The sequence below is a fragment of the Streptomyces sp. H39-S7 genome (genome assembly GCF_027158205.1).
Classification (GTDB): domain Bacteria; phylum Actinomycetota; class Actinomycetes; order Streptomycetales; family Streptomycetaceae; genus Actinacidiphila.
Genome location: NZ_JAPVLU010000011.1, coordinates 1 through 21,778 on the forward strand (window position 1 = coordinate 1; position 21,778 = coordinate 21,778).

Sequence of the window (21,778 nt, forward strand, 5' to 3'; positions counted from 1 at the left end):
GCCTGGCGGCTCTTGGTTTGGCCCTGACGGGCCAATCGGGCCTGACGGCCCGTAAGATGACGGAGCGTCACGCCTGACGGCGTGACTGTTGGTTGGTGCGGCCGACGATGTCGGCCGTTGGGCTGAGGCGATTCCCCCTGTCGGGGGAATCGTGGGAACTGTGCTGGAGGCCGGTGCCTGCCGGCACTCGGCGTGAAGTCAAAGTTGGTTTTCTACATGGTTATTTGAGTAGGCCCCTCCCCTGGCGGGGAGGGAGTTGGTTCTCATGGAGGGTATGGGGTGGGTTGTCGTTAGCGAAGGTTCGCCGGCTGCGCCAGCTTGGTACTTGATCCCTGAGGCCATATTTCGGCTTGGCTCCTGCGTCATCGGAAAGGGTGTTCAGGACGAGTGGATGGAGCACCTGAGCTCTGACGAGCTCAGGTGCTGTCATGACTCGCCAAGGGCCGCACTCAATACCGGCGTTGTGGCTGGGCATCGCACGATGAGGTGGCTGCTGTCGTGCGCGGTACGTAGAGGCTTGGCCGTTGTCTACCTGTCGGCCATCACGGCAGTCATCGTTGAGAGTTCGGGGCCGCCGCTGACGCAGAAGAACCACGCCTCTATCTCACCACCGCAGTAGCCGCAGGACGGCAGAGAGTGGGGCACGTCTATGCGCCGGCACGGGGCTGCTTCGGCTATGTCCTCGGATCCGGTGCCGCTCTGCAGGGCGGGCTGGCGTCATCATGGAGCCTCTGGGCTCTTGGCAGGAATACTGAGGTGGTGAACCGTGGCCAGCTCGCCCGACCACCGTCCGCACTCCCTGCGGCTCCCGGGGCCTCTGACGGACTGCAGCAACGAGCTGAGGAGTTACTGTGCTGGATGGCGAAAGAGGAGCAGTTGCTAGCCCTCGTGCGATCCGGTAAGGATTCGTGGGAATTGCGTGAGCGGTTGGTCCGTATCCAGGCGCTGCAGCAAGCACTGCTCGGCTATCCCGAAGCGATGAACGCCACGGCTCCTGTCACCGCGACAGCGGCACCCGGTGCCTGTGTGCCGCCCGACAGCATCGCGTCCGTCGGCGGGCCGGTACGAAGACCCCAGCACGGGCACACCCTGGCCGCCGGTGGCAGCGACGACACCGTGCGCCTGTGGAATCTGACCACCCGGTAGGTAGACACCGTTCTGCCCCATCCCGGCCCCGTCACCTCCCTCCACTGGTACAGCCCCACCGTCCTCATCGACGGCGCGGCCGACAGTGCAGTACGCCTGTGGCACCTACCCAGCCCGGTCCTGCCAGGCACCAGCCCAGTCAACGTCGTGGCCTTCACCTCCGACGGCCGTTCCCTGATGGCGGGGGCCGCCACGCTGCGGGCATGGAGCACCACCACACGAGCACTCGTGGAGACCATCCCCATCCTGGTCCCCTGATCGAATCCATGGCGGTCAGCCCGACGGGCACACCCTGGCCGCCGCTTACAGCACCAGTGTCATCGCGCTATAGGACCTCTCCCACCCCGGGTCAGCTATCCGGATCGGTGCCCCGTTGACCGGGCCGGCCACCGGCTACGCCGAATCGCTCGTCTTCAGCCCCAACGGCCAGACCCTGGCGAGTAGCAACGATGACGGCACCGTCCGACTGTGGAACATCCGCAATCGAGCGCACCCCATCCCCCAGGCAACCCTCACGGGGCCGACGAGCTACGTCTTCTCTGTCGCGTTCAGCCCCGACGGGCGAACCCTGGCCGCCGACAGTACCGACAGCACCATCTGGTTGTGGGACATCGAGCGTCCCGCCGCACCACAACTACTGGCCACCTTGACCGGCCCCGTCGGTCACATTTACTCCATCGCCTACGCCCCCGACAACCGCACCCTGGCCGGCGCAGGCACCGACGGCATGATCCACCTGTGGAACACCGATGCGGAACGGCTCGCCTCCACCGTGTGCACCAGTGCCGGTTCCCCCCTGTCCCCCGCCGAATGGCGCGAGTACGTCCCGGACCTCCCCTACAACCCTCCGTGCAATACCGGACGATGCCCGTCGAAGATGGGCTCTGCCGGTCTTCAAGGTAGCGGTGCGAATCGGAACAGGATGCGCGTCGCCGCGAGCTGGTACAGGCTTCCAGCGGCCTCCTGTACTCCAGGTGGATCGGATGGCGAGCTTGCCCATGCGCGCCGTCTCGGCGATGGCATTTGCCCGCAGAGATCGATTGGAAGGCGCTAGCCTGCCTTGGTGTCGCTTGAAGCCCTTGTTGTGGCTCTCTTTTGGGCGTACATCTGTTGGTCTGCCGAGTGAAGGATCTCCTCCGGAGTCATCCCGCACCGCGCCCAGCCGATTCCGAAGCTGGCCCCGGTTCGTATGCTGTGGCCGTCAACGCGGATGGGCAGAATGATGGCGTTGCGCAGCCGGACCGCGAGGTCGGCTGCGTCGGCGGGCGCGAGGCCGTCCGCGAGGACGACGAATTCGTCACCGCCGAGCCGGGCGACGGTGTCGCCGTGCCGGGCCGTGTCGGCGAGCCGACGACCCACCTCGATAAGGACGGCGTCACCCGTGGGGTGTCCAAACCGGTCGTTGATCGACTTGAAGCCGTCCAGGTCACAGAAGAGGACTGCGAGCCCCTTGCCAACCGACTCATTGTTCTCATCGGGTGGGACGACGTGGACATGTGCTTCCTGCAGATGCTGCATCTCTTCGGTTGCCTGGATGGTTGCGGCGTCGTCGCCTGTGTTGCGCTGCCCGGGGCACAGGCGCGCCCGGATCCGTGCCCGCAACTCCGCGCTATTGGGCAGGCCGGTGAGGGGGTCGAGGCTGGCCGCGGGGGGCGCGAGCTGGAACTCGTGCCCCCCGCGCTCCTCGATCTCCGCGACGTGCGCGATCAGAAAATGCGGCCCGTCAACCGTGTCCGCGACTACCGAGTTCCGCAGCGAGACCCAGACGTAGGTGCCGTCGCCGCGGGCCAGCCGCAACTCGGCCCGCCCGCCCTCGGCCAAGGTGAGCAGCAGCTCACTGTCCTCGGGGTGGACGAGATCGGAGAGGGAGTAGCGCCACATCGTGGATGCGGACCGCCCCAGCAGCCGGCACAGCGCGTCGTTGACGCGCAGCAACTTGCCGTCCTGGTCGCCACCCATCTCGGCGATGCCCATACCGCTGGGCGCGTATTCGAACGCCTGCCGGAAGCGCTCCTCGCTGGCACGCAGCGCCCGCTGATCGTGGTCCAGCTGGACCGAAGGGGGCTGGGTTTTGGCCCGCAGTTGGGCGTTGTTGATCGCGATGGCCGCCTGGAACGCGTACATCTGGAGCGCCTCACGGCCCCATGGTCCCGGGTGCCGGCCGTTGGTGGGCTTGCCAACGGAAATCACGCCGATCAGCTCGCCTCCGATAGGACGAGAGGCGTACATCGGGGCGTAGAGACGGTCGTTGGGGTGCCACCCGTCGAGGGAGGGGGCAGGCGAGTCCTCCGGTGCGTCATCGCTGTCGGGTTGCCTGGGGTCAGACCAGGAAACGAAGCGCAGAGTGCCCCACCGCTCGCCTTGCGTCAGGCGTTGCTCCCAGGTCTCCCGGGGGGTCACTGTGCCGGGTCTGGCGGGGGCACGCCCGGCGAACGCAGCCAGGATCAGGTCGCCGTTCGGGCTCACCATGTTGACTGCGACTAGCGCGTAGCCCAGGCTGTGGGCTACTCCGTCGGCCACAGCCTGCAGGGTGTCAGCGACACTCCGCGGCGCATGGAGATCCGTTACAACCTGGTGCAGCTGACGCAGGGTCGCGAGACGGACATACGGCTCCGATCGGGTATCGGTATCTTCTTCGGCCAGGGCTAGCGGCGCTCCGGCCGAAAGCTTCTTGCGACCAGCCAACATCTTGCCCTGTTGGCCGGGGGCTGGGGTGTTGTCGTCCGGGTGATGGGCCGTGGCGAGGTCTGGAGGCTCCGACGGTGTGTGGGTCCGCGCGGGTGGGGAGGTCGGGTACTCCTGTCGGCCAGCAAGCGAGTTCGACGGGCGTGCGGCGGCGAGTTCGGCGAGTACCCGCTGGGCACTGGGCACTCCGGACCGAACAGCGATCTGCAGCCAGCGCACTGCCTCTGTCTCATGATCGCCGTCACGCTCCAAGAGGTAGTGCAAGCCCACCTGATAAGCGGCATGGCCCACCTCGGCTCGGTCCGAGGCGAGGGCCAACGCAGCGGTCTCCTCGGGGTTCATAGCAGCCAGGCGGGACATCACCATGCCGAAGCCGGCTGTGAGCTGTCCCTCGCTGGTTTCGGCTTTCTCTGTGCTGCTGTCGTCGTTGCTCACTCATCCACCTCCTCAGGTCGAGGCACGGTTTGGTAGGAGCCGAGCCGAACCGACCCTCGGAGTCGGTTCCGGGCCGTCTTGAGGAGCTTCTTCACCGTGTTCTCGCTGATGCCCATCAGTGGTGCCGTTTCATCCACTTTCAGTCCGTCGAGATAGTGCAAGTGAAGCGCCTCGCGCTGGCGGGGTGTCAGCGCAGCCAGCGCTTCCATCACATCCATGCGCAGGCAGGCGGCTTCACCTGCATCACGCTGTGCAGCCGTCCACGCGTCGGCTAGGAGTGTCAGGTCATCCCCTTCGACTGGCGCTTCACGCGATTTGCTGTGCTTCTGCCAGTATTCCGCGAGCCGGCACCGTGCGATCGGGAACAGCACTTTCACTGGGTCATCGTAGTTTTCGACATGGGTGTCGTACTTCACGAAGAACACCAGCCAGATCTCTTGGCATACGTCTTCGGCATCCGCACTTCGGCTGGCCATTCGGCGGCTGACGAACCCCCGCAACCGGGAGTGGTGTGACGCATAGAAGTGCCGCATGTCCTCCTGCCGCGCCCGGTCGGCGGATCTGCGCGGGTCATCAGCGTGTCCGTAACTCACCGATTCCCGTCACCGCCCCCCGGGTCCTGCATACGGTGTCCGCCACTGCCACCGCCGGAGCCGTGCGCACCCAGGTCAATCGTCCATTGGCCGGTCTGGGTCCGCTGCCGCACGTGTGCACGGCGGCCGCTGGCGGCCAGAACTGCAGTCACTTCGGCCATCGCCCGCCGTTGCTCACGGGCCAGCGCCACTCGTCCTCGGATTCGGATCGCCAGCGCGCCCAACCCAAGCAGGCTGGTGACCGCCGAGGCCACGCCTCCAAGCCCTACCGAATCAAGCACCTGAGGCCTCACAATCCGTCAGTGAACAGCATCAACACCTACATCGGTCGCGAGCGGTAGGAACGGGTACCCACCGGACCAAGATTCTTGGCAATATCCGTCCACGGGTCTGGGAACTGTCAATCCAGAACTGATCGTTCCGTGCGCTCTCTGGCGATGTACTGGGCCGGCCCGGCGGATGCGGCTGCGGGCTGGCGGCTGTCCAGGGCGTCGCCCCCTTCTACGAACGTGGCCCAGGCGATGGTCTCGGGCAGTCCTCGGGTCCAGCCGCAGTCGATGACCATGCCCTGGGCCTCGATGACGGCAATGCCGGTCTCACGGGGCCGCGTACTGCTCCACCTGTGCCCCAGGCGAGGTCGATGCCGATGAGCCGCTCCATTGCCATGCCTCGGTGTATCAGAACGGTCTGCGGCAGCGGCGGTAACTGACGTGCGATTGTCCCCGGTGGAATGGCCCCGGCTCCGGAGGCACTGGCTAGGGCGTCCACCGCATGTCAACGGCTTCGAGGGCAGCGATGCGTTCGGCGGTGAGGCGTTCCCTGCGGCGGCGGATGTTGTTGAGCCATTGGCCCAGGCGCACGGAGTCACCGTTCAGGTCTTCGATGTGGCGCTGGGGGACGTCGAGGTGTCCTTCGCGGGCGTGGAAGGCGTGGGCGGCGGCCAGCCCGCGCTGGAAGGCGCGCTCGTGCGCCGATAGCCGGTCAGGGGATGCCACCTGGGGTGGGCGGGCTGTGGGGGCGCACCGATCGCGTTCCAGGCTGGTCAGGAGGCGGAGTTGTTCGGGGTGGAGGCGTTCAGGATGTGCGTGCTGGGTGTGGAGCCACTCCCCCAGGTGCAGCCCGTCATCGGTGGTGCGGTGGCGGGAGGTGTCGGGGCTGGGAGTGGTTTCGGTGTGGTGGCGGGTGGCGTGGTAGGCGCGTTGCCAGGTCAGGGGCCAGGGTGGGTTCCACCACGGGTCGAGGGCGTGCAGGGCGGTGGTGCGGGCGGGGGTGAGGTGGTCGGCCTGGGTGCGTTGGGTGGCGAGCCAGCGGCCGAGGGCGAAGCCGTCGTGGCGGGTGGTGACGGGTGCGGCGAGGTGGCCGTGGAGGTCCGCGTAGGCGCGGGCGTGGGCCAGGCCGCGGTCCCATGCCTGCTGGCGGGGGTTCCAGATGATGCCCAGGCGTTCCATGGCGTTGGTTCGTGCGGGGTCGAGGGCTGCGGTGGTGTGGAGGTGGCGTTGCCAGGTGAGCCAGGTGCCCAGGGGGTAGTCGGTGTCGTCGGTGAAGGCTTGGGGGACGTCGAGGTGGTGGTGGGTGCGGTGGTAGCGGCGGGCGGCGGTCAGGCCGCGGCGCCATTCGGCGCTTTTGGGGGCCAGGACGCGCAGGGTCAGGGCGAGGGCGACTTCTTCGCCTTGGGTGGGGCGGTCGAAGCGCAGCCAGGCTTCGGGGTCGTGGTTGGGGTGGCTGGGGCGGTGGGTGCGGGGGTCGGCGAGGCGGGCGGTGAGGCGTTCGTCGTGGGCGCGTAGGGCTTGGACGGTGCGCCACAGTGGGGTGTAGGCGTCGGCGCCCAGCAGGTCGTCGGGGTCTTCGTCGGGGGCGAGGTAGACCGGGACGATGAGGGTGGCTTTCTTGCCGGCGCCGGGGCTTTGGCGCAGGGCGCGGCCGACGGCTTGGACGGTGTCGACGGGGCTGTTCTTGGGGTCGGCGAAGACGACGGCGTCGATGGTGGGGACGTCGATGCCTTCGCCCAGGACGCGGGCGTTGGCGAGGACGGCGGGGGTGTGGGGGTCGGTGTGCTGGGCGAATTCCAGCAGGATCCGGCGGCGTACCCGGGGTGGGTGGGAGCCGCTGATCCAGTTCGACCACAGGTGGGGCGGGCGCAGGTCGGGTGGGAGGGTGGTGGCGGTGTCGGTCAGGGTGGTGGCGAAGGCCCGGGCGTCGGCGACGCGGTGGTGGAAGGTCAGCACGCGGCGTAGCTGGTGGTCGTGGATGGCGCGCAGGACGGCGATCTGGCGGCCGGCCAGGCGCAGGCCGTCGACGCCGGCGCCGGGTCCGGTGGCGAGGAAGTCGCGTAGCTGGGTGTTGTCGATGACGGGGACGAGGATCTGGTAGTCGGCGAGCAGGCCCAGGTCGATCGCGTCGGACAGGGTCAGGCGGTAGGCGATAGGCCCGAACAGGGCGGGGTCGTCCATGGAGGCGAGGGGTTCGTCGCTGCGGTCGGCCTCGGGGTCCCAGATGCGGGGGGTCGCGGTGAGGTAGAGGCGCCGGTTGGCGGGGACCTGGTCGTCGTGGTGGATCGCGGCCCAGGCTTTGCCGAGGCGGCCGGCGGTGCGGTGGGCCTCGTCGATGACCGCCAGGTCCCAGGGGGGTAGGTGGTGGTCGCGGTGGGCGGCGGTGAGGGTGGGCAGGCTGGCGTAGGTGGCGTAGACCGTGACCGGCCCGTCGGTGGTGGTCAGGGCGGTGAGTTCGGCGGGTGCGGTGGTCATGGGCGTGTCGCCGGCCGGGTGGTGGTCCAGTGCCTGGCGGGAGGAGCAGGCGGCCACGGCCGGTCCTTTGCGGCCGGCGTCGCGCCAGGCTCGCACGGTCTGGGAGAGCAGGTCCAAGGTGGGGAGAAGGACCAGGACCCGGCCGCGGGGGGTGAGGCGGGCGGCGGTACGGGCCGCGATCAGCGTCTTGCCGGTACCGCACGCGGCGATCACGCTCGCCCGCGCATGGGTGTGCAGGGTTTTGACCGCGGCGGTGACGGCCTCCTTCTGATGGGGTCGGAGTTCGATCGCGGCGGTCGGCATGTTCTCCTGGCCGGTTCCTGGTCGGGACGATGTTTTCAGGCGCCGCGGATGCGGTGCCGGGCGGGGCGGTGGGTGTTCCTCTGCCCGGTGGCTCTGACGTTACAGATCGGCGCTGATCAATGGGCGCAGTGTGGAGCCGTTGCGGTGTTTCATCACGTTGAGCTGGCTGGGGATTCGGCGGCTGAGTTCGGCGACGTGACTGACGATGCCCACGGCCCGGTTCCCGGAGCGTAGTTGGTCCAGGACGTCCATGACTTCTTGCAGGTTCTGTTCGTCGAGGGTGCCGAAGCCTTCGTCGATGAACAAGGTTCCCAGCGGGCGGCCGCTGGCTTCCTGGGTGACGACGTCGGCCAGGCCGAGGGCGAGGGCGAGGGAGGCGGTGAAAGTCTCGCCGCCGGAGAGGGTGGAGGTTTCGCGTTCGGTGCCGGTCCAGGTGTCGAGGATTCTCAGTGCTAGGCCGGACTTGGGACGTCCGCGTCGGCCTGCGTCCTTGTCGGCCGTGTGCTGGAGGAGGTAGCGCTCCGAGGTCATGGCCTGCAGTCGGATGTTGGCTGCGTCGGCGATCTCTTCGAGGCGGGCGGCCAGGACGTAGGCCTCGAGCTCCATACTGAGGGTGTTGGTGGTGGTGGTTGCTGAGGCGATGCTGGCCAGGCGGTCGGCCAGGGCGTGGCGGGCTTGCAGGGGTTCCAGTTCGCGGAGGCAGGCCTCGAGGGTGGAGATCAGGGCGGTCAGGGCGGTGACACGGTCAGCTGCCTGTTGACGGGCAGCGGCGGTCTTCTTCACACAGTCTTCGGCCTGGAGCAGCGTTGTGGCTGCGGCTTGTGGGTCGGCAGCGGGTTGGAGGCCGGCTTCGAGCAGGTTGGGTGCTGTGAGGAGATCGATGACGACGGCGTCGTCCTTGTCCCATTGATCGAGTTCCTGGCCCCACTTCTCGAGGAGCGCTGCGGTTTGCAGGGCGGCGGTGGCCTCGTCGAGGGTCGGGAAGCCGACGTCGTGCGCGGTATCGGTGGCGGTGGCCGTTGCGTCACAGTGGCGGTCGGCTGCGTCGGCTGCCGTCTGGGCGGCGTCAATGGCGTCGGACAGCCCTTTGGCGGCGCAGCTGAGTTCAGTGATGCGCTCGCCCAGCGTGGTGGCAGTGCCGCGTGCGGCGGCCAGGGTGTCGGCGAGGGTGCTCTGCTGCTGGGCCAGGGCCTTGGTGCGGGCCTGGCATTCCGTCACACGGTCTTGTGCTTCCTGGCGCTGCTGGGTGCGGATGTCGTGCTCTGTGCGCAATCGGGTCAGTGCTTCCTGGGCGGGGGGCAGAGCGGCGGCTGCGTCGCACGCGGCCCGGTGGGCTTCCTGGGCCGTTTTGAGCTGTGCCTTGAGTTCTCCGCAAGGGGTGGGTCCTGCTGCTCCGGCTGCTTCGGCGTGCTGAGTGGCGAGGTCGTTGCGGTGACGGCTGGCCTGGGTGTGGAGGGTGTCGGCCTGCTCGTGGAGGGTGCGGGCTTTGGCTTCGTCCTCGCGTGTGGGCTGCGCGGGTTGGCGTTGTGCGGGGGCCGGGTGGGTCGGCGAGCCGCAGACCGAGCACGCGATCCCGTCGGTGAGTTCGGCGGCGAGCTCACCAGCCATTCCGTCCAGGCGGCGCTCGCGCAGGTCCAGCCATTGCTCTTTGGTATGGAGGGCTTCAGCAGCGCGGCTTGTTTCGGTTTCTGCGGCTGAGGCGAGCTGGGTGCTGAGGGTGTCGCGCAGGCGTGCGGCCTTGAGATGGGTGTTGAGTGTTCGGATGTCCCGCTCGCGTTGGGGTACCTGCTCGGCAGCCTTGGACATGTCTTCGAGGCGGCTGGTGTGTTCGGCCTTCAGGGCAGGCCATGCGGTCAGCCATTGCCCGGCCTCCTCCAGGTCGGCTCGTGCCTGTTCGTCCTTGGTGTCGAGCTCGGTGATCTGGGCGCCGAGCTGCGTGTGGTGCTGTTCGTCGGGCAGCAGCCCTTCGAGGCGGCCCCGGTCGGCGTGGTGCTGTTCGAGGACGACCCGCAACTGGGGAATGCCGGTGTGACGGTGCTCGTCGGCCAGCAGGGTGCGGGCTTCGTCCTCGGCCGTTGTGGCCATGCCCAGGGCCAGTGAGGTGTGCTTCACGGTGCTAAGGAGGGGGCGCAGTTGTTCGGCGCGCCGGCCGTGGTCCAGTTGCGAGCGGAGCCGTGGGTGGTCGGCGGCCTTGTCATCGAGAGCTGCGCGTCGCGCCTGGGCTTGGGCGTGTTGGGTTTGGTGGTTGGCGAGCTCGATGGTGCGCTGGTGTTCGGTCTTGGCGTGCTGGTGTTCTGTGTCGCTGTGTTCTTCATCGGTCTGTGACGCGGCGTGGGCCTGGGCGGCGAGGGTGTGGAGGTGCTGGGCCCACGCCAGGACGCCGGCGGGGTGCTGGACGTCGGGTCGGGCGGGCCCGTCGGTAGTGGTGTCCTCGTGGTGAAGGAGCGGGCCCGCTTCCTGGTAGATGCGTTCGCTGAGCTGCCGCAGGACCGTGGTGACCTCGTCGAGGTCCTTTCGTGTGGCTTTGCTTCGGTTGGTGAGCCATACCTGCAGTTCCTGGAAGCGTCCTGTGTCGAAGAGTCGGCGCAGCAGCACGGCGCGGTCTTTGGCGTCGGACTGCAGGAAGGTGGCGAAGTCGCCTTGCGGCAGGAGGACGACCTGGCAGAACTGTTCCTTGGACAGTCCCAGGGCCGCCTCGATCTCCCGGGCGGTGTCCTGGTGGTTGGCGGCGACCGGCTCCCACCCCGCGACACCGTCGGTGTCGGTCCACTGGTGCAGCTCGACGGTGGCTTCGGCGGTAGCGGTGCCGGTCTTCGCACGTTTGCTGGGGTAAGACTGCTTGGGCTTTCGCGTGACCTTCAGTCGGCGGCCGGCTGCGCTGAACTCCAAAATGACCTGGGTGCGCGTGTCGGTGGGGGCGTGGTCGCTGCGCAGGCGGTGGGTGGGGCGGATGCCGGGCACGGTGCCGTAGAGGGCGAAGCAGACGGCGTCCAGGATGCTGGTCTTCCCGGCCCCGGTGTCCCCGCGCAGCAGGAACAGGCCGTTGCTGGTCAAGTCGTCAAAGTCGACGGCTTCGGTGCGGGCGAAGGGTCCGAATGCCTGGATGGTCAGGTGGTGGAGGTACATCAGCTGGCCTCTCGTGCGGCTGCTGCGGTACGGACGCTTTCGAGTCCTTCTTGCAGCAGGCTCTGCTCCGGGGCGGTGGCGGGGATGCCGGTGACATGGTCGAGGAAGCCAAGGGTGATCTCGTGGTCACTGCGGCCGTTGACGCGGGAGCGGTAGGACTCTTCTGCGGAGCGCTGCTGCTGGGGGAAGCTCAGCTTCAAGGCGTGGGGGAAGCGCCGCTGCAGGCGTTCCATGGCCATGTGGGGCCGGTCGGTGTCGGTGAGCGTGATGTGCAGCCAGCAGTCTTCGTACTCGGTGTGCTCGGGTTGGGTGAGCAGGTCGTTCAGCGTGCCGGTCAGCTGATGCAGGCGGCGAGGTACAGGGCACAGGATCGTACGGGCGGTGAGGGCGGAGCCGGTGTCCAGGTCGATCAGCCAGGTTGCCTTGGGGTGGGAGGCCTCGGAGAAGGAGTAGGCCAGCGGAGATCCGCTGTAGCGGATGCGTTCGCTGATCTGCTGGCAGCGGTGCAGGTGCCCCAGCGCCACGTAGTCGACTCCGGTGAAGACGGAGGCGCCGACGGAGGGGACGCCGCCGGCAGTGATGTCGCGCTCGCTTTCGCTGGTGTCCGCTCCGGTGACGAAGGCGTGGGCCAAGACGACGGAGCGCGTGTTCTCCGGGCGGGCCGCGAGATCGATACGGATGGTGTCCATCGCCGCGCTGAGCACGGCGTGATGGCTGGGCTGCTCGACCCCGAAGTGCTTGTGGACCAGTCCTGGTTCGAGGTAAGGCAGACCGTAGAAGGCAACCGGTCCGTGCTCGTCGTGCAGGACGGCCGGGCGGGCGCAGTCCTGCACACTGGTCCGCAGGTGGATTCCCGCGCGCTCGATGAGCCTGGCATTGACTCCCAGCCGGCGGGGCGAGTCATGGTTCCCGCTAATCATCACGAGCGGGACCCGGAGGTCGGCAAGCTCTCCCAGGACCCAGTTGAACAGGTCAATCGCATCCAGCGGTGGGATAGCGCGGTCGAACACATCGCCCGCAACGACCACAGCCTCGACGTGCTCCCGGCGCACTGTGTCCAGCAGATGCTCGAGGAATGTGCGTTGCTCCGCGAGGAGCGGGACGCGGTGCAGTTGACGTCCGAGATGCCAGTCCGAGGTGTGCAAGATCCGCATGCACGCAGACGGTAACCGCCCGGAAGGGTGGTGCGGGCGGCTTTCCTGATAAACGGGCTTAGCTATCAAACTGAACAGATAAGCGAAGAAACATTCCACTCCTGACGCCACGGGGGCAGCCGGGGCGTGTTCTGAGCGATTTCGGGACTTGGGTGCTTCATGACGAAAGCCACCTTCCCTGTTGACGGCCTGTCAAGCTAGGGCCAACGTCGCTGTGGGCGTGAAGGGGCTGATGAAGGGGTCGCTCTCGCGCTTGACCACTACAAGGAGGGCTGCTGTGACAGGGATCGTCTCTTTGGCCGCGGTCATGATCGCTGCGATGTCGGCGTCGGAGTAGCGGAAGACCTGACCGAGGCGCCGGTTACAAGGCACCAGTCCCGGTGGCGCCACCTGGGTCGCCGAGTCGGTCCCACTCAGATAGCCCGCGAACCCGCGGACCGCGGTGATCCGCCGGGGACTGACCGTCGTGACCACCTCGGGCTCGCGGGTCTTCATCCAGTCCAGCGCGGCAGCGACGGTGTCGGTCTGTTCGCCGCGGTTGTCCGTGAAAGTCACGAAATCCGGCAGCAGGTACGCCGCTTCGGTCATCTGGTGCCCCAGCGAACGGCGAAGCCGCAGGTAGTGATCGAGGGCTTGGCGAAGATCGGCCATGCCAGCTGCGCGACCGCGCGCAGTGCGATGAAGTCGACCTTCGCGTAGAGCTCGGTCGTGGCCAGGTCCTGATGCCGGAGCACCTGCCCAATCGCGGTGAGTCCAGCGCCGCGGCACAGCATGTCGGCAGCCAGGGCATGGCGTAGTCGGTGCGGCCCGACCTTGGGCATCCCGGCTCGCCGGCAGGGTCGTTCCACCACGTCGCCGACCAGGTCCGCCCGGATCGGACTATGCGGATCCGTGCAGGTCAGGAACACGTGACGGGCATCCGAGGCGAGGCCTTGGACCGGACAGTACGCGACCAGGGCTTCCCCGACGTCGGCCGGCAAGGGAGCCGGCCCTCACGGCGTCCCTTGCCGCGGACGACGATCCCTTGCGGGCAATTGCTCCAACAGCCGCTGGATGTCGCCAGTCGCCATCGCCGGCGGCACGGAACCGAAGCGCCAGTCGACGCCGACAGGCCACGCTCAGGCTCCATGCAGCACCGGTACCGCCCCCGTAGGACCCCCGCTGGCGACAGATTGACCTGCGGTGCGGGCACCACCGCGGCCTCACGCAGGAACGTCAGCAACGGGACCATGCCGCGCGGACCAGCCATCCGGCATTTTCGACGCAGCACATCATCTGGGTCGCCTGCCGTCGAATCGATAGGCGTTGAAGAAAGGGGTGAATTCGCGCCAGCGTCGCGACCGGCCCTGGTGGCTGGCGGTGCGGAAGTGCCGCCCGTGGACTGAGGGGCCGCGTGCGGTTGCCTGCAGGCTTCCTCTCCGCAGGGTCCTCCGATGGCCCCTTAGGGTGAATTCACCGGACCTCGGAGCTGATTGTCAGACCACGCGTGTACGGTGCCGATTGCTAGCCCGTCTGGATTAGCCCCGTAAACCATTTGGTGGGGCATGGAAGGGGAATCTGTCATGCCCTCCGGCGAACACGCCGCTGCACGAAAGATCATTACGGCCGTCCTGCGGGCCGGCGCAGCCTGGCTCAACAGGAATGAGGAGCCGCGCGCATGGCGGGAGATATCTCGCATGCATGGTGTCGTCCTGGCATTTCTGCCGATCGGATCCGGACCGGCGACACCGTCCGACATGATCGACAATTTGTCGTCCCGGCTGCGGGACTGGGTGCCGCTCGACTGGCACCAGTTGCCGACAGCCATGGGCGAGCTCGCCGTTCTCGGCAGGAACGACAACGGCCACGAAGAGCTGACCGAAGATGCGTTTGAGGCGGGGCTGAGTTACCTCGAGGCCTTGTACGGGGACGACGGGCAATTCGATCTCGGCGGAGCATGGCTTCCAGCGTGGGTCCGGCAGACTGCCGAGCAGACCGAGCGGTCGACGTTCCGGCAGATCCGCTCGGGAAACCAGGCCGAATACGAGGCGGCACGGGCCATGCTCAGCGAGGTGCCGTGCGGCACCAAGCAGACTCTGATCGATGAGTACTCCCGGCGTGGTGCGCCACGCATGGACGTGTATGAGCCCCTTTCGCGAGATCGCGTCCATGAGGGGAGGAATGCTTCCTGGTGGTGGCCGTGTCCAGAGTGCCGCTATCCCATGGTGCTGCGTGGCGGTCAGCTCAGGTGCCAGTACCCGCCGCATCAGGGACGTTTCGGTGCCTTGCTCGACAGCGCGCGCGATGACAGGCCGCCGCGTATCACTGGTCTCAGCCCGCGCCTGAAGACGACCGCCGTACCGGCAGAGGGTGTGCTGTGCGTGAACTGGGCGGTCTGGCGCTACATCACGTGCCCGGGTCTGATCGAGGTGGGTCTGATGCAGTGGCTCGAGCGGCAGCCGGGCGTCCGGGTCGCACGCTGGGAGAACATGGATGAATGGGATATCGGTGTCTACCTGCCGGACGGGTGGATCTGCCGGGTCGATGTCAAGGACCACAAGGATCCTCAGAGCATCATCGACCGGCCGCCGACGGGTGAGACCATCGTTGTCCCCAACTACCGTCGTTCACAGGTCAACGCGCTCCAAGCCGGGCTTGATGCTGTGCGCACACCTGATGGCCGGCCGTACACGGTGTTCACCGTCAGCCGTTTCAAGGCCTCGGTGTCCAAGCGCCTGAAGGGGGAAGCCGCATGACGCCCGCAACGCGTCGCAAATACTCGGTGAGCGCGCCGCTCGTCATTCGGGCGGCGGTGTTGCTGGCCGCCCATACATTTCCCAACCGAGCTCCGCAGGAACAGGCTTCCTGGCGGCACATGGTCGACCTCGGCGACGCGCACTTCCTCGTCTCAGGGCAATTGCACCTGTGGGATGCGTGGCCCGACTTGCAGGAAGCGGACCAGGTGCGGATCACCCGCCTGCTCCGCCAGCGCCCGGCGTTCCTCGCGTCGCGTCTGGTGTTCCTCGACGAAGCCGCGACGCTCCTCAAGAACGGCGGGGCAGCCGAGTTCGCCCTGGCCGACACGGAGCACCACGTCCTTGTCCTACCCAGCGCTGACCCCCAAGCGCGGATCGAGGAGGTTCTCGATGCTCTGGAGGACAACGCGGCGCAAGGGTCCCCCTCCCCCGGGCCGGCTAAGCCGGGCTCCTACATTTCCGACCTCCGCATCGACGACCCGCTCAGCGCCTCGGGCCGGGTCGTCGATGTGTTTTACGACCTGGATTATCGGGGCGCCCCCGCAGCGAACACGGTGCAGGCTCTGGCCGCCCCGCCGGTGATGAACGAGGTGGTGATCCCGTTCGCCGCCCTCGAGCACATTGCCCATACCTTGGACACCTTGCGTGGCCAGAGCTACCGGAGCAAGGCAGTCGCGGATATCAGGCAGCATGCCCGCGGGCGGGACGCGGCAGGCGTGGGTGATGCCCTGCACATAACGGCCGGCCCCTTGCGGGTCTTCCATGCCCCTACCGGCATGGGCAAGAACGTCCTCAGCGAACTCATCGCCCTGTGGTGTGCGGACAACGATCGGGTGATTTCGCTGGTCGTCCCGCAGAACGCGCAAGTCCTCGATGCCGTGCACCGCCTGCGGCAGGACCTCGACGATCTGAAGATCACCGCGCAGGTCACCCCGATCATCTCCCCGAATTCGATGCAGGATCTGGCCGAACAGGCGGCGAGTAATCCGCAGGACGACCTGGCCTTCCGCTCCTGGGTGTACCAGGAGATGTCCTACAGCTGTCCCCTCACCGCCCACGCCACCGTGTCCGCGGCGGCTGTGGACTCATGGTCTCCTGGCCGCGAGCCGTGCGACCAGCTCAAAGCAAATGGCCGAGCCGGCAGCAAGGCCTACTCCTGCCCGTGGCGCGGATCCTGCGGAAAGTTCCGGCACCACCGCGCCGCCGCCCAGGCGAACATCCTGGTGACCAACCATGCGAACTTCCTGACCGGGCACATCCACACCCCACTGACCGGGCGCCCCTCCCCCGGTCGCACCATGACCACCGAGCAGCTGATGCTCCACCGCAGCCATTTGGTGATCATCGACGAGGTAGACGCGGTGCAGTCCCAGGCCTTCGACCAGGCCGCCCGGCAGGTGCTCCTCGCCCGGGACGGTGCGTCTCACACGCCGGTCCGCGACCTGGATGCCCAGTTCCGGCAGCACGGTCACCGGCTGGACATGGGCGTCGAGCAGCACCTGCGCCCCCTCATCACCCATCTGATGTGGCTGTCGGAGTCGTACGTCTCCCATCTCGTGGGAGGGGTCATTCACCCCGGCCGCGAACGGCGCAGCATGGTCGTGCCGCGCCGCTGGGATGCCATGATCGCCTCCCGGATCTTCGGCCTCGCACCGGGTGAACGCCCCAGTGCGCAGCAAATGGATGCGGTCAGCCAGCTCTACCAGCGGGAAGGGAAACTGGAGTTCGCGGATACTGTCTCGGGGCTGACGGAACTACGTGCGCTGCTGTCCTCCATTACCGACCTGTCGGGTGGGTTGGACAGACTGAACCACGCCACGTTGAAACTCATCGAGGACGCGTACTCCAAGATCATCGGCGAGACGGACGAGAAGCGTCTGCATCCTTTGGCGCTGTTCTCGGCGCGCCGCGCCTATCTGGAGGAGATGCGCAGCATCCTCCACCGCATCGTGAGCGTCGCCGCCCCGCTGCAGGGAGCCGGGATCTCTGCCACCAACGCCTTGGCTGACGCCTTGTCCTCGCACGTTCCCTGGCGTGCCGCGCCCTACGGGCCGCTGGGGCGGCCGTTGTTCGCGTTCTCCGAGACTTTTGATCCCGCGGACCGCCACCAGACCGCGCTCCACCTCAAGTCCTACGTCGGCGACCCCCACACCCACATCGCTTACCTGGGGGAAGTGACCGCACTGGCCCAAACCGGGACCCGGCGCGCCGTCATCGGCATGTCGGCCACCGCCTATATGCCCTATGCCCCGCGCCACCACATCCTGCAAACTCCCACCTGGTACGTGCCGGACGACGTCAACGGAAGCCTGACCGTGGAGCTGCAACCAGGTCAGGACAACGGGGCGAACGTCGTGGTGTCGGGGACCGACGGGGAGAGCCGTGAGCGCGCTTACGAGGCCATGGGGCGCAGTCTTGGGCGGGATCTTCCCGCGCAGCTCGCTGCCGTTGCCGCTGATGCGGCCACCGCTCACCGGGCGTTCTCGCTGCTGGCCCCGACCTCGTACGATGCCGGTCCGGCGCTCGCCCGGGGAATGATCGCTGCCGGCGTCGCCGCCTTTGAGATCTGCGTGGCCGTGCGGCCGACAGACATGCTGTCCTATGAGCGCAACCCTCCTGGTTGGGTGCCGATCCCCAGCAACCGGCTGGAGCAGTTCCCCTACGCCGTGGGTCACGGCCGGTGCCGCTACCTCATCGCGCCCATGGCCCGTGTGGAGCGCGGTCTGAACATCGTGGACAGCGCCGGGCGTTCTTTGCTGCACGTGGCGTGTTTGGTGAACCGGCCTCTGCCGATGATGGAGGATCCACCGGTCCTGCTGTCCATCGTGAACTCCATCGCCTACCGCCACGCTCAGCCAGGACCTAGACCAGCCGTCGAGCTTGAACGTCTGCGCATCGTGGCAGGGCAGACGTTCGATGACATCCGCAGCGGTCAGGGGTACTTCAAGACGCTGGGCACGGACGTCAAGCTTGCTGTCGTCGCCGAGATCCTGACGCGTCTGATCCAGCTCGGGGGCCGCACCCGCCGAGGCGGAGACTCTGGCCTGCTGCGTCTGCTGGACGCCGCGTTCACCGACACCGCCTCCCATTCCACTTTGCCCGCGCTCCTGGATCAGTTGCGGACGAACTGGCGCGAACGGGGTGAGATGCCGCTGATCGAGGAGATTTACCGCACCACCATGACCGGGGCCCTGCTGGGGCTGGCCGACCGTGGTGCTTCCCGCCCCGACGAACAGGAGTTCCCCCAGTGGTGAGTGACGACAACGACCAGGGCCTGTTCACGCTGTCCTTTCCCATGGACCAGCGGCTGCTGGGCGAGGTGTACATCTATCCGCAGTCGGATCAGTTCCGGTCCCTGTGGAGCCGCCTTCCCAAGCCCCGCGGCAAGGACGCGGTTCAGCCGATCGCTTCTCTGCAGACCGCTGCCCGCGCCGTCACCGGGGAGCGTCTGGTGTTCACCGACCCCAACTGGCCTTCCTTGGAAGGCTCCTGGGCCAAGCGGTCTCTGCTCATCACCCCCGGGCCGCTCGAGGGCAGGGTCGTCCGTAATGTGCTTCGGGAGTGGGAGACCCGCATTCCCGAGCACGAAGGGCGCAGCACGCTGGCCCCCGCACTGGAGCTGGACGAGGCGGCAGGCCCGTACCAGCTCGGGGAGCTGCTGCACCATGACGAGCAGGGACGCATCGTGGGACCGCACTGGGCGTTCCGCGTGGCGGGATGGAAACTGGCGAACATGCTCGCCGGCCAACCCATGCCCGTCGACAAGAATCTGCCTGGACCGCTGCCCTTCGTTCTCGATAGCGAAGGTGACCTTCTCGCCTGGGACTGGCCGCTGACGCACGAGAGAACGTGGACGGACGAGGAGACCGGGCGACGACGGCGCATCGTGGGCTACGCGATGGAACGTATCCACATCGAGGTGGAGCCGGCCCCCGGCGGAAAGAGCCTTGTCGCTCACCTGTCGGCACGTGTCTCCCGTGTCGCCAATCACTGGAAAGGGGTCCGCAACGTCCTCCTACGGCATCCCGTCAACTCCGGTGTGATCCTCAGGGCTCCCATCAGGACGCGGTGGGAGAAGGGTCCGGACGGTGCCATGCAGCCCCGCGCGGTCGAGTACCGCGGTGCGACAGCTCAGATCGTCGAGGCCTGCGGTGTCGGCTGTCTGCCGCAGCCGCCCCTGACCGATCTCGATGAGCTCACCGACGTGCGAGGCGTGCACCGCACCGACCGGCATCCCATCGACAAAGGTGTCGGCGCGATGTTCCTGGCCAGGCTCGAAGAACACGCCGCCAGCGTCTTCCAGCAGGACCCCGTCACGTACGAAGCGACCGGCATCAAGATCAGCAAACCCGGAACGGGCTCCCTTCCCTACGTGCCGGCTGGCAAGATGGTCCCCGCCCTTCGTAACGCTGATCTGGAAGCAGTGCGCGTTGTGGTGCTGTACGAGTCACCGGAGTGGAAACGGCGAGTGCTGGGGCAACTCGCCCGGGACTACGCCCTGCCGGCCCTGGCAGAGGTCGCCAACGAAGAACTTGTTCAGCTTGCGCCCGGATTCGAGCTCATTGCCCTGCGCCTGCCAGAACTCGTCCGCCACGGAGCCCACGACCGGGCCTTGGTCCTCAACAGCCTGCCCTGGTTCAAACCCGCGACTGAAAAGGGTCTGGTGACCGCCCTGTGCGAGACCCGCTACCTCACCGGACAGGAAAAGGAGGACAACGTCACCGATGCCAAACACGCCCTCAAATCCCTCTTCGCCGAGCGCGGTATCCCATCGCAGTTCATCACCATGGACTCCGATCCAGGGGACCCCTACCGGTTGAACATGCGCGACCGGATCGAACGCGCCAAGGCCCGCGAAGCAGAACTGCCTGAACCCGTGGTCGCCTACAAGGACGACAACGCCGTACAGATCGCGCTGGGGAGTCTTCAATCCGACTCGGGCATCATCGACAACCGCCTCGCAGCCACCGCATTCCACCGCAACGCCAAAGACACCGCCCTCGACCGCCCCGCAGTCGCCGTCGGACTCTGGACGCGCTACCACCGCTTCGAGACCATCACCGGGCGACCCAAGCGCCCTGCCGTCCTGGCCATCACCCTCGTCGCCATGCGCATCACTCCCGGAGCAGACGAGTACTGGCCCACCTTGATGTACAGCGACCAGGGCTGGCGGCGCCTGGCCACAGCACGCGCCATGCACCATGCCGGCCCGATCGGCAAGAAGGGTCATCACCTGCGCGACGCCCACGGGGGCCCCGACAACGTCCGCGACTATGTGGACCGCGCTCTCGCCACCCTCGGCAGGCACTATCCGATCATCGTGTTCACCGAGCAACGCAAGGGGATCTGGCCGGGCCTGTCCAACGAGAGACTCGGTGACCCACGGATCCCCGGCCAAAGCCTCATTGACCAAGGCTTGGACCTGGCCGTCGTCCGCGTAGGCAACGGTCAGGGAGTTCCGCAGCCGTCTCGGCGCACCGGTGGAGGAGGTAAGGCTCCAACCAATCCCCAGCAGCCCGCCATGCCGGAGAAGATCCTCTACCGCTCCCCCCACGGTGGCGCCCCTTCTTGGCTGTTCTCCGGCCAATCCCGCCAACACGCAGGAGGCCAACGCACCGGAACACAACACACCCGCCGCACCCTCCCCAGCGGCCAGATCGCCCAGATGAGCGCACCCTTCCACGCGATGACACGCACCGAGTACGTCGTGGCCCATCCCGGCGGGTGGCGTGAAGAACAGCTCGTCGGCCTCGCCGCGCGCATCTCCGAACAAGCAGCCATGTGGGACGGACGTACCAACCTCCCCGCTCCGCTCCACCTAGCCAAGAGCGCGGACGAAAAGCACCCCGCGTTCATGGACCAGGAAGGCCTGACGGACTAGTCGTGTCCACGGGGTCATGCCCAGCACCGTCTGGCCGTGCTCGAAGAAGCCCAACTACACCGTCTGCTGCCCGACCTGCGCCCCAAAGGTGTCAGGTGACGCGGGCGATGCCCCAGGTACTGGCCGCCCAGCACGGGGGATCGAATCCCAGTGCAAGGCGCTCGCCCATCCGAAGAGCATCACGACCTGGCCTGTCAGGGCGCGGTGGACCCGAAGCGGTCCCGCCGGTAGGTGGCCTGTCTGGGTCACACGGTCGGCGGCTCGGTGTCCGGGGCGGAGGCGGTGTGGCCTGTTCGGGTGTCGTTGATGATCTGCTGCTGGTGGACCGCTAGGCCGAGGGCGGCGATACGGGCGAGGTGGAGGGCGGCCCAGCTGGCGGTCAGGACGGCGCCGAGCCGGTCGCGGTCCGGTGCCGTATGGCGGGCGCTCATCAGGCCGCTTCCGGGCTGCTGACAGAGGCGATGGCCCACTCCAGGGCGGTCATGACGTGCTCGGGCTGCAGGCCGGCGTGCGGGTCGGGCTCGACCAGCAGGGTCGCGCGTCCGGCGGCGGTGCGGTCGGCGGCCCACTGGTGGTCGAGCGGGGTGAAGTCGTCGTCGATCCACACGACCGGGGCATCTGCGAGCCACCGCTCGACGTGGTCGCGCTTCCACAGATAGCCGTCGGGGTGGCTGGTGGTGGTCGAGGGGCGGGGCAACTCGATGTGCTCGAAGGCGGGCAGGCCGAGCAGGGGACCGATCAGGCGCGGAGCGTCGACGCGCCAACTGGTGCACCACACCGGCCGCACGAGCCCGGTGTTGATGGCGGCAGCGATCAGCGGGCCGTGCTCCGGGTTGAGCCAGACCCAGACCGGGTCGGAGTAGCCGGTCACCTGGACCTGGTGGCGGCTGTGGGTCGCCGGGGTGGACTTGTCCTCGGCCGGGAACGGGATCAGCACCCCGTCTACGTCCAGCAGGAGGAACGGGATCTGGTGCAT

14 protein-coding genes are annotated in these 21,778 nt (G+C 67.4%); 5 read left to right on the top strand and 9 right to left on the bottom strand.

Features of this window, described 5'->3' with window-relative positions:
* Nucleotides 1–858 precede the first annotated feature (858 nt).
* Together O3X23_RS12480 and O3X23_RS12485 are read left to right on the top strand one after the other, a co-directional pair.
* Nucleotides 859–1,146 (top strand): hypothetical protein, encoded by a 288-nt coding sequence (locus O3X23_RS12480; protein ID WP_269271384.1) that lies wholly within the window; start codon nt 859–861, stop codon nt 1,144–1,146.
* A gap of 373 nt (nt 1,147–1,519) precedes the next feature.
* Nucleotides 1,520–2,200, top strand: a complete 681-nt coding sequence (locus tag O3X23_RS12485) for a WD40 repeat domain-containing protein (RefSeq protein WP_269271385.1) — start codon at nt 1,520–1,522, stop codon at nt 2,198–2,200.
* Here the strand turns inward: O3X23_RS12485 and O3X23_RS12490 are convergent.
* The 7 genes from O3X23_RS12490 to O3X23_RS12520 form a co-directional block, all read right to left on the bottom strand.
* On the bottom strand, nt 2,197–3,834 hold the full coding sequence (locus tag O3X23_RS12490) for a diguanylate cyclase domain-containing protein (RefSeq protein ID WP_443047839.1): 1,638 nt from the start codon (nt 3,832–3,834) through the stop codon (nt 2,197–2,199). The genes O3X23_RS12485 and O3X23_RS12490 overlap by 4 nt on opposite strands.
* 428 nt (nt 3,835–4,262) lie before the next feature.
* A complete protein-coding gene (locus tag O3X23_RS12495; protein ID WP_269271386.1) occupies nt 4,263–4,799 on the bottom strand; it encodes an RNA polymerase sigma factor in 537 nt (178 codons plus the stop codon).
* Nucleotides 4,800–5,614: 815 nt separating this feature from the next.
* A complete protein-coding gene (locus O3X23_RS12500; protein WP_269271387.1) occupies nt 5,615–7,906 on the bottom strand; it encodes a DEAD/DEAH box helicase in 2,292 nt (763 codons plus the stop codon).
* Between the two features lie 99 nt (nt 7,907–8,005).
* The gene (locus O3X23_RS12505; RefSeq protein WP_269271388.1) at nt 8,006–11,032 is read right to left on the bottom strand and encodes an AAA family ATPase; all 3,027 of its coding nucleotides are present in this window, start codon (nt 11,030–11,032) and stop codon (nt 8,006–8,008) included.
* Nucleotides 11,032–12,186 carry an exonuclease SbcCD subunit D gene (locus tag O3X23_RS12510; protein ID WP_269271389.1) on the bottom strand — a complete coding sequence of 385 codons (1,155 nt, stop codon included), beginning with the start codon at nt 12,184–12,186 and terminating at the stop codon, nt 11,032–11,034. Before O3X23_RS12510 ends, O3X23_RS12505 begins: the two co-directional genes overlap by 1 nt.
* Nucleotides 12,187–12,378: 192 nt before the next feature.
* On the bottom strand, nt 12,379–12,774 hold the full coding sequence (locus tag O3X23_RS12515; RefSeq protein ID WP_269271390.1) for a hypothetical protein: 396 nt from the start codon (nt 12,772–12,774) through the stop codon (nt 12,379–12,381).
* Complete coding sequence (locus O3X23_RS12520; protein ID WP_269271391.1) at nt 12,771–13,166, bottom strand: tyrosine-type recombinase/integrase; 396 nt, start codon at nt 13,164–13,166, stop codon at nt 12,771–12,773. The genes O3X23_RS12515 and O3X23_RS12520 overlap by 4 nt, the downstream gene beginning before the upstream one ends.
* Nucleotides 13,167–13,748: 582 nt before the next feature.
* On the opposite strand from O3X23_RS12520, the gene O3X23_RS12525 reads away from it, so the two are divergent.
* The 3 genes from O3X23_RS12525 to O3X23_RS12535 are packed head-to-tail and all read left to right on the top strand — an operon-like array spanning nt 13,749 to nt 20,802.
* Entirely contained in the window at nt 13,749–14,921 is a 1,173-nt protein-coding gene (locus tag O3X23_RS12525) for a restriction endonuclease-related protein (RefSeq protein WP_269271392.1), read from the top strand.
* A complete protein-coding gene (locus O3X23_RS12530) occupies nt 14,918–18,175 on the top strand; it encodes a hypothetical protein (protein ID WP_269271393.1) in 3,258 nt (1,085 codons plus the stop codon). Before O3X23_RS12525 ends, O3X23_RS12530 begins: the two co-directional genes overlap by 4 nt.
* Entirely contained in the window at nt 18,172–20,802 is a 2,631-nt protein-coding gene (locus O3X23_RS12535; protein ID WP_269271394.1) for an RNaseH domain-containing protein, read from the top strand. Before O3X23_RS12530 ends, O3X23_RS12535 begins: the two co-directional genes overlap by 4 nt.
* A gap of 245 nt (nt 20,803–21,047) precedes the next feature.
* Here the strand turns inward: O3X23_RS12535 and O3X23_RS12540 are convergent, their stop codons facing one another.
* On the bottom strand, nt 21,048–21,233 hold the full coding sequence (locus O3X23_RS12540; RefSeq protein WP_269271395.1) for a hypothetical protein: 186 nt from the start codon (nt 21,231–21,233) through the stop codon (nt 21,048–21,050).
* On the bottom strand, nt 21,233–21,778 hold the full coding sequence (locus tag O3X23_RS12545) for an HAD domain-containing protein (protein WP_269271396.1): 546 nt from the start codon (nt 21,776–21,778) through the stop codon (nt 21,233–21,235). The genes O3X23_RS12540 and O3X23_RS12545 overlap by 1 nt, the downstream gene beginning before the upstream one ends.